The sequence below is a fragment of the Helicobacter bizzozeronii genome (assembly GCF_900196775.1).
Taxonomy (GTDB): domain Bacteria; phylum Campylobacterota; class Campylobacteria; order Campylobacterales; family Helicobacteraceae; genus Helicobacter; species Helicobacter bizzozeronii.
In genome coordinates this window covers 1-13,555 of the sequence record NZ_FZLB01000018.1, presented here as the reverse complement: position 1 = coordinate 13,555, position 13,555 = coordinate 1, and the positions used below count along the sequence as shown (strand labels likewise).

General features: G+C 45.3%; 7 protein-coding genes. 4 read left to right on the top strand and 3 right to left on the bottom strand.

What is annotated here, in order from left to right:
• Positions 1 to 230: 230 nt before the first annotated feature.
• The gene (locus tag C5684_RS02675; protein WP_104639340.1) at positions 231 to 1,421 is read right to left on the bottom strand and encodes an HP0729 family protein; all 1,191 of its coding nucleotides are present in this window, start codon (positions 1,419 to 1,421) and stop codon (positions 231 to 233) included.
• Positions 1,418 to 1,609 carry a hypothetical protein gene (locus C5684_RS02670; protein ID WP_104639339.1) on the bottom strand — a complete coding sequence of 64 codons (192 nt, stop codon included), beginning with the start codon at positions 1,607 to 1,609 and terminating at the stop codon, positions 1,418 to 1,420. Before C5684_RS02670 ends, C5684_RS02675 begins: the two co-directional genes overlap by 4 nt.
• Positions 1,610 to 1,755: 146 nt before the next feature.
• Here C5684_RS02670 and flgG point away from each other — a divergent pair, with 146 nt between their 5' ends.
• The 4 genes from flgG (at position 1,756) to C5684_RS02650 (ending at position 12,343) form a co-directional block, all read left to right on the top strand.
• Positions 1,756 to 2,544, top strand: a complete 789-nt coding sequence (gene flgG / locus C5684_RS02665) for a flagellar basal-body rod protein FlgG (protein WP_006016181.1) — start codon at positions 1,756 to 1,758, stop codon at positions 2,542 to 2,544.
• Positions 2,545 to 2,551: 7 nt separating this feature from the next.
• Positions 2,552 to 3,016, top strand: coding sequence for a phosphatidylglycerophosphatase A family protein (locus C5684_RS02660; protein ID WP_104639338.1), 465 nt, complete (start codon positions 2,552 to 2,554; stop codon positions 3,014 to 3,016).
• Positions 3,017 to 3,107: 91 nt separating this feature from the next.
• Entirely contained in the window at positions 3,108 to 11,411 is an 8,304-nt protein-coding gene (locus C5684_RS02655; RefSeq protein ID WP_104639337.1) for a vacuolating cytotoxin domain-containing protein, read from the top strand.
• A gap of 110 nt (positions 11,412 to 11,521) precedes the next feature.
• The gene (locus C5684_RS02650) at positions 11,522 to 12,343 is read left to right on the top strand and encodes an NAD(+)/NADH kinase (RefSeq protein ID WP_104639336.1); all 822 of its coding nucleotides are present in this window, start codon (positions 11,522 to 11,524) and stop codon (positions 12,341 to 12,343) included.
• A 36-nt stretch (positions 12,344 to 12,379) separates the two neighbouring features.
• Here the strand turns inward: C5684_RS02650 and C5684_RS09120 are convergent.
• Positions 12,380 to 13,555, bottom strand: a 1,176-nt coding sequence (locus C5684_RS09120; protein WP_158650178.1) for a glycosyltransferase family 10 domain-containing protein, incomplete at its 5' end; no start/stop codon positions are given.

Here is a 13,555-nt window from a genome sequence, read left to right as displayed (position 1 = left end):
AAATTCACCCCTTTAATTCGTCCGCAGCGTCAATTTGTTATAATGAACAGAATAAAAGGTCCAATAGCCCTAAAGAAGCCTTGCGCATAGTTTGGTTGCACTTAGGGTAGGTGGTGTTAGCTGCCATTAAATCTGCCGGGCTCAAGCCTATAGGGTCTAGGGAACATAAAAAACTCCACAGAAAATACCCTATTGTAGCAAAAAAAAGAGCAAATTCAAAAATCCAGTCCTTAACGCCCCACAATCCGAATCCCCCCGATGTTTTCAAGCACCTTTTTGGGGCTGTTTTTGGGTTTGGGTGGGGTGAGGGTGGCTTTGTGGTTGGCGATGCTTTTTAAGAAATTTGCCCCCATGATACCTAAAATCTCATTGCGTAAGACTTGCGCCTCTTTTAAAGAAGTCCGTTCATTGCCATGCGCGCTCTTGTTGCGGATCGGGCGGAAAATTTCAATCACCTCTAAGAGGGTCTTGGATAGGAATAAACGCGTAGGGCTAGGGAGCAAATCTACAAGGGGATTTTGGAGGCTAGGTAAGGTGATGATGTTTCTGTAATCGGCTAAAGCGGGCTTGTCTTTGTAATCATCTGTGAGGAGAGTGCTTAAAAGTTTGTCTGCTTGTTTAGAATTAGAGAAGTAACGCATGTCTAGGATTTTGGGGTTTTTTTGGGCTAAAAAACGCACTAAATCCTTAAACAAGGCGTAGGTTTCCTGCTCTAAGATTTTAGAGTATCTGAGCGTGATGGGTCCAAAGTCATAGAGGGGGTCTTGTTTGTTCTTTTGATACTCCATTTCGGCGTAAATGATATTGTCTAGGCTGGCGTGGTGGAGCTTGTAGGCACTAGCCCCAAAGTTGAGCTCAATCAAGTGCTCTTTGAGTTCTAAAAACTCCGCGTTTTTAAAGACATTGGGGTAGTGTTTTTGGGGGGCTTCAAAGTAGTTGATCTCTTTTTTCATCTCTATGGCAAGCGGGTAGCTGTAACTGCTACCATAGATGCTAAAAGTGCGGTTTTCGTAATCGGGCGTGGTGAAGTTGGGCAAGTGTTCATCGCGCACAATCATGAAGTTATCTCTTTGCAACTCCCTTAAATCCGTGATGATAAACCATGCCTCCACGCTAAACTTTCTATCTTCGCTAAAATAATACTCAGGCGCGCTCGCACCTTCTAAATCCTTTTGCACCGCCTCCACTTTTGCCACAAATAAGCTGGAAAAATTGGTTAAAAAGAGTTGTAAAAAATCCTTAGAGTTGGTGCTTTGGTAAATGCGCTCTAAAGTTTGGGGGTGTTTGTGCTCTTGGTTTTTGTTCTGGGGGCGGATTTTGCCAAAGGCAACTTTGCCCTTTTCTTTTAGTATTTCTAAGTGCAACTCAATGACATTTTCTTGGTAAAAGGGGTTGTAAAGAAGTAAAAGATTTTGAATCATGTTTTGAACACCTTGAATATTTGATCGAATAAATTTAAAGAAACCCTTTGCATTTGTTGCCCACATTTGGGGCAAGTTGTTGCCATTTTGGCTAAGTCTAGAGGACTCAAGGCATCGCTCTTAAAAGCCACAATCTTAGAAAACCCACAAGGGCATTTGAGTTTATAGGGCTTAGGGGGTAGGGGCATGTTTGCTCCTTTTTTCGTAGTCTTTGAGTGTAACAGAGTTAAGTTAATATTAAATTTTAGCGGATTTGTCTTAAAAATTTTGTGTTTTGATGGGTGTTAAAAAATTTTGGCTATAATGCCCCTTTATTCTCTCTGAAAGGCTAGCCATGTTGCGATCTCTTTATAGTGCCACCACCGGGATGTTAGGGCAACAAACCCATATCGACACCACCTCAAACAATATCGCCAATGTCAATACCGTGGGCTTTAAAAAACAACGCGCGGATTTTAACGACCTCTTTTACCAAGCCTTGCAATATGCGGGCACTTCCACTTCAGATACCACCAAATCGCCCAATGGAATTGAAGTGGGCTTAGGCGTGCGCACTTCTAGCGTTACTAAGATGTTTTCTCAGGGTAGCCCAAAAGAGACCGAAAATAACCTAGACATTGCCATCACGGGCAAGGGCTTTTTCCAAATCCAAATGCCCGATGGCTCTACGGCTTATACCCGTGCGGGCAATTTTAAGATCGACGATCAGGGCAATATGGTTACCACTGAGGGGTATTTGCTCATCCCCCAAATCACCTTCCCCCAAGACACCACCCAAATTAGTATCGGCGTAGATGGCACGGTGAGTGTTACACAGGGCAATGCCAGCACCTCTAATGTGATTGGGCAAATCACTTTGGCTAATTTTATTAACCCGGCTGGTTTGCACGCTTTGGGGGATAATTTGCTCGCTGTAACCTCCGCTAGTGGTCCTGCCATTGTGGGTAATCCTAATGGAGATGGTTATGGGCAGTTGCGACAAGGATTTTTAGAGCTTAGTAATGTGCGTTTGGTCGAAGAGATGACCGACTTAATCACCGCCCAGCGCGCCTATGAGGCTAATTCTAAGACGATTCAAACAGCCGATAACATGCTCCAAACGGTCAATAGCTTGAAACGCTAGGATTTTCTTGCGTTTTTTTAGCAGAGAGTGTTTTTTAACCCTGTTTTTCTCGGGCAAAGTATCTAAGGGACCGGGCACGGCAGGCAGTGCAGTCGCTCTTGTGCTGGGCTTGCCCATCTTGTATGTTTCGGCTAACACGCTTTTTTTATGTGCGATTTTAATCGGCTTGATTGCCATCAAGCAAATTGACATCTACGAGGCACAGACCAACACCCACGATGACAAACAGATCGTGATTGATGAATTGGTGGGCATGTGGATGGCGATGGCGATTGCGGGTTGGAGTTGGGTGGGCATCATCGCTAGCTTTATTTTCTTCAGACTCTTTGATATCCTCAAGCCCTCCATCATTGGCAAGATCGATCGCGATGTCAAGGGGGGCTTGGGGGTCGTGGGCGATGATGCCTTAGCCGGGATTTTAGGCGGGCTTTGTGCGTTGATTTTAACCCATTTGGTGAAACTCTTTGGGTAAATTTTATATGAGAATAGGCGATCATGAAAGGCATGAAAAAACGGGATAATTGGCATGCGTGCCTTTGTGTTCTTAAGCTTGGGAGCAATCCATGAAAAAACGCCATTCTTTTAAACTTAGGGTTATCCAAGCCCTCGCCAAGCGTGCAAAAGCCAGCCCGTCTAAATGCGTGCGTGTTGCCAAAGCCCCCCCAACCACCCCCACCCCCAAAAGATCAGGTGTTTCTAGAGTGCTGTCTAAATGCCTCGCTAGTGGGGCGTTTGTGATCGGGGGGTTGGCTAGTTTAAGTCCTTTAGGTGCTGCTGACTTGGGGGGACAACAAAACATTTTGGGTTACTTGTGGAATAACCGCTGGTCATATTATTATAGCAATAATGGCTACTACTGCTCGAATTATGATTGTAATGGCTCGATCACTTTAGTAGGTAATCAAACACATTACTACTTGCGCCAAATCCAATACGATGGCGGTAGCCTCAATTTGCAAATTAATGGTAATGGTTCGCAAGGTTTGCTTGAGATCGGTTCTGGCGGAGGGGTCAGCAACCCCGTTACCCTCACAAGCTACTATGGTGGATACCATTTTACCGATAATTGGAACGCCCAAAGTATCCAAATCACCAATAAGTTAAGCGTCAATCAAACCACGCTCAATTTGCATGGCAATCACGGCACAACGGCTAATAACGCCACAATCGGGGGTTCTAGCAGTGCCACCATCAACATAACCGATAAGACTTCTGAAAAATTTACAAACACCACTTTTCAAGTCGAACCAGGATCAAATAGCACACAAATTAATTTTGATAGCCCCAACATTGTTTTTAACCATGTAACCTACAGTAATGGGGTGATGGGCACCATCAGTAATAATCAAAGTTTGACTTTTGAAAATAACTCCCAATTCACCTTAAGCAATGATTCCCCCTTTACGAGTTTAGGGGGGAATGTTGATCTGCAAGGTGTAACCTTTAACATCACAAAAGCCCTAAATCAAGCCAACGCTGGAACTTACCCCACTTATGATGTCATTAAAACCAGCGGCACCATCAACTATAACGGTTACACCAAAAATTTATGGGATTTAATCCACTACCAAGGGATTACTGGAACTCTTTACACGGGCAATGGACTGAACAATCCAAATTCTGGGCTTGGCACTTATTATGTGCGTTACAACACAAACAACCCCCAAACCGGTGAAGAATACATCTTTAAGGAAACCTTTAGCGACAAAAAAGTGAGTATGCAGTTTGTTGGCAGTATCCAAAGTATTTGGAATGGGGTATATCAAATCTATAATAACCAAAATTACGATGTGGGGAGTGGGATTGGCTACATCGATCCGGGCACTGACCCCAACAACCCCGCCCAAACTTGGAGCTCATTTGGTGGCACTTTTGGCGCGTCTTTGGATAAGGGGAATGGAGGGACTTTAATCATTGGAAACAAGACGGAAAACCCCAATAAAACGGGGGTGATCCGCTTTGGCGGGACGGGGGGAAATAGCGGTCTTACGGGTTATATCACCGGTAACTTTAAAGCCCAAAACATTTACTTGACTAGCCATATCCAAAGTGGGAATGCATGGGGCACTGGTGGGGGAACAAGTATCACCTACACCGCCACAGACAAGATCACCATGGATGGCTTGAGCTACCAAAATTTTAAAGCCGGCACCCAAAACACACGCGCCTATTTTAGTGCCAATAATGGAAATATTGATGTTCAAGATTCTAGTTTTAGCGATCAGTCTTGGGGCTCTTTTAGCTTCAGTGCTAAGAATACGAGTCTTAGCAATTCCCAGTTTTCGGGCAATAGTGCCGGTATTGACATCACCGGTAGCCAAAGCCTCAACATCACCAACACGAGCTTTAGCAACGAGAATGCAAACGGTAATATTGCCTTAAAGGGTGGTGCTATTGACTTGACAAACACCACTTTTAAAGAGGGGAGCAGTGGAGGCAGTTTTAACTTAAGCGGGCAGACGATCAATATCAGCGGGGCAAGTGCCAACCCAGATAGTGATAGCTCTTATACCAGCGCGATTATTGGCAATCAAAGCAATATCAACATCAATGCCACTGGGGCGTTAAACATCTCCAACACGCTTTTTAATGACCCCTTGCAAGACCCCAATAACCCACAAACAATGACCTTGAGCGGGAATAGTATCACACTGGATAACACCAAATTTGAGGGCTATTCGCAATATAAGTTCAACACACAAAATTTAACCCTAGAGGGCACCACAACCTTAAAATCCAATAATTTATTCCCCGGGGGTTCCAATATCTCCGCCTCGCCCTTTAGCGCAGTCAATGGACTCATCACCCTAGGCAAAGAAGCCACTTTTAATATTTTAAACTCCTTGACCGCCGGGCAAACCTACACGCTTTTAAAAGGCAAGATCAATTATAACGATAACAAATATGCCCATGCTCTTTGGGAGATGATCAATTACCAAGGCATGCATGGGCAACTTTTAAGCCAAAGTGGCGATGTCTATACGGTCGGGTTTGATGTGGGTGGCTTGATTCTCAAAATGCAAGAGACTTTAAACAGTAATTCTTTTACCTTGAAGTTGATCACCAATGTGGTTAATATTTGGGGGGGTATTGTCTATCCTTTAAATGGGAATAATGGTTACCCTAATATCAATATTGGCGATGGGATTGCCTATATCAATCCCTTACAAGGCGGGCAATCCACCAGCTGTAGCGAGGCTAATACCCTCTGCACATGGGGGAGTGTTATCCACCATAGTTTTGATGCCAATATCACGGGCACAACGGGGATTTTGGTGATTGGGAACAACCACCCAGCAGTGGCCACGGGGGGGACGATTGCCATTGGTCCTGGTGGGGGGATAAATCCAATGGGATATATTACCGGTACCTTTAATGCCCCTAATATTTATCTCACCAACACCTTTAAAACGGGTAATTTCGCCTACGGACAGGGTGCCAAGATTACTTTTAGTGCCACAGACAATCTTACAGCTGATGGCTTCACCTATAGCAATGTGGCTACCGTCTTTCCCGGACTGCAAACGGGAGCTAGCCAGCACTCCCGTGCTTCTTTTAGCGCACAGACAATGGATATTATCAATTCGCATTTCTTTGATGCGACTTGGGGGAGTTTTAGTTTTACCGGCTCCAAGCAGATCACTTTTAATCAAAGTGCCGTGCAAGGGAGTGCTACCCAAGTTACGCTCAATGCGCCTAGCATTAGCTTAAATGGCGGGGGTTTCTTCTTGGGGCGTGGGAGCACGCTTAGCATTGGGAATAATGGTGGGGGTGCTAGCCTTGAGGGCACCGATGCGACCTTTAATCTCAACCAGAAAAGCCATGCGACCTTTAATACCGCCGTTAATTTGGGGGGCGATAGTGCGCTTTTCTTAAATAACTCCAGCACCGCAACTTTTAACCAACAAGCAGATTTTGCGGGCAATAGCGCGTTGAATTTGGACAATAATAGCAACATCACTTTTAATGGCAACACAACCCTGAGTGGCAATGCGCTTTTGAGCTTGATGAACACGGGTGGGCAAAAAACCAACCAAAGCAAGGCGATTTTTAAGGGCACGACTACGCTGAGTGGCAATGCGAGCATTAGTTTATCTCAAGGGAGCATGGCGACCTTTAAGGGTTTGGCAACTTTTGGGGGGCAGTCTAGCTTGAATCTGAGTGGGACCGGGCAAAATGGACAACCAAAGACAACAGCCACTTTTGAGGGCGGGGTGGCTTTTGGGGGGCAGTCTAGCTTGAATCTGAGTGATGGTGCTAGTGCTAGCATACAAGGGCAGAGCAACTTTGAGGGGAACACCACCAATCTTTCTAATAGCTCCTTGAGCTTGCAAGATGTTACTTTTAATGCGGGTAACTTGGTGATGGAGAATAGCACCTTTAATGCGAGCGGGGCTGTGAGCAGTAGCGGCACAACCAATATGAATCTATATGGCAATAATAGCTTGAGCATGGATAGCTTTGAGGTCAATGGGCTTTTAAATCTCAATGGTGCGATGAGCCCTAACACGACTCCCTTGATCAATGTAACTAAAAAATTCACTCTAGCTCCAAAAGCCAAGCTCAATCTTTCTAATATTGATATTTTCACCAATCTTGTAGATGGTAGGGTGTCCAAAACCTTTGATATTTTAAAAGCGGGTAGCATTGTGGGGCTTGGGGGGGCAGATGGTTATCAAAACATCGGGCTCTATGGTTTGCCTATTCAAAATGCTTTGTATAACCAAGCCAATGATAGTTGGAGTTTTGTTAATCCCCTCAATGGCAACCAGATCATCACTGAGAGCGTGCAAAATGATAACCTCACGATCACCATCTCGGCTAATCCTAATCCTAGCCCCACTCTAGCCAATCTCTACAACATCGCCCCCGAGCTCTTTTATTACAAACAATCTAGGCAAAACCCTACGGGGACCAGCTATGATTATAGCGATGATCGGGTGGGGACATTTTTCTTAGATAGTAATGTCAAGGGGGTTTTCTTTGCGCCCCCCACTTCCATGAATGCCCCCATTAATCCCCAAGTGCCCACCACCTACAACACCAGTGGACACCCCTTAGACCCGCTTTACATCTACAATAGCCCGATCAATAAGCAGGTTTTATCTAATCTCTTTGACATCGCCTCTAGTCTATTCCCCGCCCTAGAGCAACTCTTAAAATCTTTTAATATCAATGATCTAAGTGATCCCAATAAACTTTTACAAGCCCTCTCAAGTTCTAATATCAGCTTGACAGACCAGCAAAAACAACAGCTTTTGGGCTTTATCGACTCGCTCTCCAGCAATATCAACCAAACCTTTAAAAATGGCACTTTGGTCGTGGGGGCGACACAGGTTGGGCAAGTCAATAACACAAGTAAGGTTTGGTTTGGGGGGAATGGGTATGCGGGTATATGCGCTCAAGACTCTCTTTGTAAAACCTTTGGGAATACCTACTTAGGACAGCTCTTAACTTCCACAGCAGGGGCTTTGGGCTATATTGATGCCAATTTTAATGCCAAAGATATTTACATCACTGGGACCCTTGGTAGCGGGAATGCGACCCAGACGGGCGGGAGTGCGTCTGTAAGCTTTAATAGCGCAACCAATTTGGTCTTAAACCAAGCCAATGTAACCGCCCAGCAAACCGATCAAGTCTTTAACCTTTTGGGCACAGGGGGTATTGATAAAATCTTGGGGCAACCCGGACTAGGACAGGCATTGGGGAATATCATTTACCAAACAGCCTCCAACAATGGTCTGATTCCTCAAGGGTTGCAAGATTTATTGCCCAAATCCTTAAGTAGCAAAACGCTGGGGCAAATCTTTAATGCCAGTGATTTAGGACCCATTTTGCAATTACCCGGTTTTGCCACTGCCATTAAAGACATCATGACCTCTAAAACGGTGGGCAACTTGTTGGGTCCTAATGGGCTCGTTAGTCTTTTAGATCCGGCACAACAAGCAAAAATTGACAACATGCTCCAGCAAGAGATTGACAAGGGAGGTCTTGCGGCAAAAGCGGCGATCGCTACTTTGGGTGGGGTTCAAGGGGCTCAAAATATCGTCAATGGTCTTTATGGGAATGATACCCTTTGGACCTTGATGGAGCAACTCTCCCCACTAACGGGCATGACTTTAAACCAAGCCTTGGCAATGGGCGACACGCCCCAAGGTGTTGCGAGCATGCAAAAGTTCTTAGACACCACCACTTTTGGGCAAGTCTTTAAGATGGTCTTTGAGAATGCAAACTTGGTTAATGAAGGCGTGAAATGGCTAGGACCCCAACTCTTAGGCACCATTCTTAACATGGCGATCCAAGATGCGCTCAACCCCCCCAAAGCCCTCACCAACATGGCGCAAAATGTCGGGATGAAAATTCTAAGCGACATCTTAGGACCAGACACCCTAAAAGCCTTGCAAGATAACACCATGGTTAGCAATGTGATCAATGGCATTATCAAAGATGGCGGTTTGGGGGGGGTTTGGCAAAAGGGCTTGGGGAGTATCTTACCCCCTAATTTGCAAGAAGCCCTTAAAAAAGCGGGCGTGGGGGCTTTATTAGCCCCTAAGGGTCTTAGCACGCTTTGGGAGAAGGGTTATTTTAGCTTTTTGGCTAATGATAGCGTCTTTGTGAATAACAGCACCTTTAGCAACGCCACGGGGGGAGATTTGAGCTTTGTTGCGGGCAAATCCCTTTACTTTGTGGGGGATAATAGCATTGATTTTACCAACTATCAAGGCACGCTCAATCTCTTTTCTAACGATGTTTCTAACATTAACCTAACCACCTTGAACGCCAGTAATGGACTGACCATCAATGCCCAATTCAATAATCTCGCCGTCCAAAAGGGCACGATTGCGCTTAACCAATACGAGAGTTTGGGCGTGAGTGCCAATAATTTTAGCTATTTGGGCACAATCAATGCCGATGGGGCGGTCAATCTCTCTGGCGTAACCAACCAAACCGCCCTAGGCACGCTCAATCTCACCCAAAATGCCACCTTGCAGGCAAATAACTTAACCATCACCAAGGCACTTACTAGCACCTCTACTAGCGTGCTCAATGTCGCCCAAGATCTCAATTTGCAAAGTGGGGCAACTCTTGATCTCAACATCACCAAACTACCCTCCAACACACAAACAACACAGACACCAACAGCAGATGGCTTGCAAATTGGAGACGGGTTTAATAGTGCGGGCACGGTCAGCTTGAGCGTGGATTCTTCTTTGACTCCTAGCCAACCCTTGATTCAAGCCAATGGGCTCATCAATTTTAATTTGAACGCCCAAACGCCCTTGAGCTTTAGCGTCCAAGCCCCACAAGGTGCCACTACGCCCATCAGCGGTGCTTATACCCTCATGCAATCTAATAGCTGGATTCACTACAACCCGGCTACCTTTAACCCCAATAACTGGCAAGATTACCTCAATCTTTATACCAGCTTGAAAATCAATGGGACTAATTTCCAGATCAACGCACAAGGCACGGGCTTAACTTATAACGGGCAGGCGGTCAATATCAGCGATCGCGGTTTGTTGGTTACCTACCAAAATGGCAATAACCAGAGCGTGAGCACCTCCATTGCCTATAATAAAATCCAAGTGGGGGTTAATCAGCCCCTCAATATTGAAGTGCCCACGATCAAGCAATACATCAGCCAAATCCAAGGGGAAGCCAGCGTGCGCGCCATTGAGCAAGCCGGGGGGCCTGATGTGATGGGCTGGTTTAATAAACTCTTGATTGAAACCAAAAACACGCCCCTCTTTGCGCCCTACTACCTCGAGCAACACTCTTTGCAAGACATGGTGAAAATGGCTAAGGATATTGCCAATAGTATCGATTTGATTGCTAGCCCCACGCTCAAAGCCAATGCCTCCGATCTCTTGCAAATTAGCTCCCACACCAAGCAAATGAGCCGTCTAGCCAAGCTCTCTAGTTTCAGTGCTGAGCCGGCAGTCTCTTTCCATGACTTTTTACAATCCCTCAAGGGCAAGAAGTTTGCCAGTGCGGTGCCCAATGCGATGGATATTATCACGGCTTATTCCCAAAGGGACCGCTTGAAAAATAACTTTTGGGTTACTGGCGTGGGTGGGGCTAGCTTTGTGGCTGGGGGCACGGGCACGCTCTATGGAATCAATGTCGGCTACGATCGTTTCATTAAGGGCGTGATTGTGGGCGGGTATGCCGCCTATGGCTATAGTGGTTTTTATGGCAATATCAGCAACGCCAATTCTAATAATGTCAATGTGGGGTTTTATAGCCGTGCTTTTTTAAAGGGCAGACATGAAATTACGGGCAGTGTCAATGAGACTTGGGGCTATAACAAAGCGACCATCAATGCAATCAACCCCATTTTATCGGTCGTGAATCAAAAATACGATTACAATACATGGACGACCAACCTAAACGCCAACTACGGCTATGACTTCTTTTTTAAAGAAAAACGAGTCATTTTAAAACCCCAAATCGGGCTCACTTACTACTATATTGGGTTATCCCGTTTGCAAGGCTCAATGGCTAATCCTTTGTATAACCAGTTTAAAGCCAATGCCGATCCGGCTAATAAGTCCGTGCTCACCCTCAATCTTGCCCTAGAGAGTCGGCATTATTTCAAAAAGAACTCTTATTACTATGTGATCGCAGGCATTGGGCGGGATTTGTTTGTCAATTCGATGGGCGATAAACAAGTGCGTTTCATTGGCAATGATACCTTGAGCTACCGCAATGGGGGGCTTTACAACACTTTTATGAGCTTGACAACTGGGGGGGAAGTGCGTTTGTGGCGATCTTTTTATATCAATGCGGGCATTGGGGCGCGTTTTGGGTTGGATTACAAAGACATCAATATCACCGGGAATGTGGGGATGCGCTATGCCTTTTAAGATAGAATTAAGCATTCATAGGGTATTATTCAAGTCCCCCTCCTTTTTAGCCCTGAGAGATTTTCTCTCGGGGCTTTTTTATTTATGATCCATTAGGTTTTTTGATTAATATGAAACTCCCTCCCATTAAATGTGTGCATGTCCTCCTCAAACCCGATCTCGCCCCCAAACACTTAGAAGCCCTCCAAGTTGCCTTGCAAGAGGCGCAGATGGATTATGACTTCTTGATTCCGCCAAAATCTAACCCCCATGAAGCCTTGCTGTGCTTGGGGGGTGATGGCACACTCTTAGGGGCTTTACGCCATAGCAGTGCTGCCCCCTGTTTTGGAATCCATGTGGGCCGTCTGGGGTTTTTGAGCGCGACCAATTTAGAGGGCACCTTAGAGTTTTTAAAAGCCCTCAAAGAGGGGCGTTATAGCTTGCACCAACATTTGATGCTAGAGGCGCACATGGGCAAACACCCCCCCCGGACCTTCCTCTGTGCTAATGATATTGTGGTGGCTAAAAAAGACTTTTATGGGATTTTAGAATTGCAATTATTCATCGATCGGACCCTAGCCAATGTCTATCAAGTCGATGGTTTGATTATTGCCACGCCTCTAGGCTCCACAGCGTATAATATCAGCGTGGGCGGGAGTGTAGTCCATCCTTTGTGCCAAAATATTTTGATCACCCCCATCGCCCCCCACTCTTTAAATGAACGCCCCTTGATTTTGGGCGCACACGCGCGCTTAGAGATTGTGGCGCAAAAATCTTGTGTGGTGGTGCTCGATGGGCAGAGTCACCACGCCCTAAGGGCTCACCAAGTCTTAAAAGTGCAGGCATCCACCCGCCAAGCCACCTTGCTCCAACCCTTGAATCGCAACTATTTTAAGGTCCTCAAAGAAAAATTCTCTTGGGGGCTAAAGGAACTCCCCAAAGGGAGGGTATAGGGGGATATTTGGGCTTTAGCCAATCTTTTTGCCCCACTAATGGATGATTCTAAGTGTCTTGGCTGCTGTTTTGAGCATAGACCTTGTTTTGGCACGGAGTTTTTTAAAAGCCATGTGCAGGTGTTCGCGTCCTGAAAATAATTCCAGTAAAGAAGTGCGATCGGGGGCGTATAAGCTTTTGCTGGACACATTGATTTGTTCGTGGTAAATATGCGGGCTTTCTATGGCGTTGATCAAAAAATCTAAGATCACCTTAAAACTCAAATCATGGCAAAATCTAGGCTTGCCCTCTGAAGTGTTGAGCGGGTGGGCATGCAACATTTCTAAATAGGCATTGTCATGGGTGTCTAGGTAGCGCACAAAATCAAGTGCCTCATCTAGGTTATCAAAATCATGCACATTCACAAAACTTTTAGGGTTAAAATCCAAATGCACCAGCGGATTACCCCAGTAAATGGGGATGGTGTGGGCAAAGTAGGCATCCACGATTTTTTCAGTGGTGTAGCCCATCCCCAAAGAGTTTTCAAAGCACAGGTTGAATTTATATTGGCTTAAAAATTCATGTTTGTTAGATACGGGTTTGCCTGTAGTGTTAAACACCCTCCCACCTCCAGCTACAGAGCGATAATCATTGAGTTTTTGATAAGAGGCATTGCGCATGGGAGCTTCCCAGTTGGAGGCTACAAAACTAGCAAAGTCGCGTTCAAGAGGGTTTTTTTGTTCTCTAGCTAAGGCATTTAAATGGGGGTATGTTGCAAAAAAAGAAATTTTAGTGCTTGTAGATGCATGGGGTATATGGAGTATCAAAGGAGAATGCAGGGTCTCTTGCGCCATATCTAGCTTAAAGGGAGAATTGGATGCATTAGTAATGATGTGCAAGAACCAATAAAAAGATTGGTAATAAAGAGGCACGCGCAAATAGCGATCCCCAAACTCTAAATGATCAAAACCCATCGCAAAATCATAGATATTAAAGTCAATGCGTTCATTCTCCCCCACAAAAACAAGGCGTTTGTTAGGATTGTCTAAAGCCTGATACAACCCCTCTAGTGTTCTAGGATACACCCCAAAGAGGCAATCATAAGTCATTTTCTCATCAAAGGAAATAGCATACTGGTGTTGCAAAATCTCATAAAAAAACCACCCCTTAAAATCATCTAAATCGTGATACCATTGCAACCCCAAATTCAAGGGCTTTTTTAGGGGGGGGGG

Coding starts and splice junctions, on each gene's coding strand:
- C5684_RS02675 (WP_104639340.1), bottom strand. CDS start 1,421: ATGATTCAAAATCTTTTACTTCTTTACAACCCCTTTTACCAAGAAAAT.
- C5684_RS02670 (WP_104639339.1), bottom strand. CDS start 1,609: ATGCCCCTACCCCCTAAGCCCTATAAACTCAAATGCCCTTGTGGGTTT.
- flgG (WP_006016181.1), top strand. CDS start 1,756: ATGTTGCGATCTCTTTATAGTGCCACCACCGGGATGTTAGGGCAACAA.
- C5684_RS02655 (WP_104639337.1), top strand. CDS start 3,108: ATGAAAAAACGCCATTCTTTTAAACTTAGGGTTATCCAAGCCCTCGCC.
- C5684_RS02650 (WP_104639336.1), top strand. CDS start 11,522: ATGAAACTCCCTCCCATTAAATGTGTGCATGTCCTCCTCAAACCCGAT.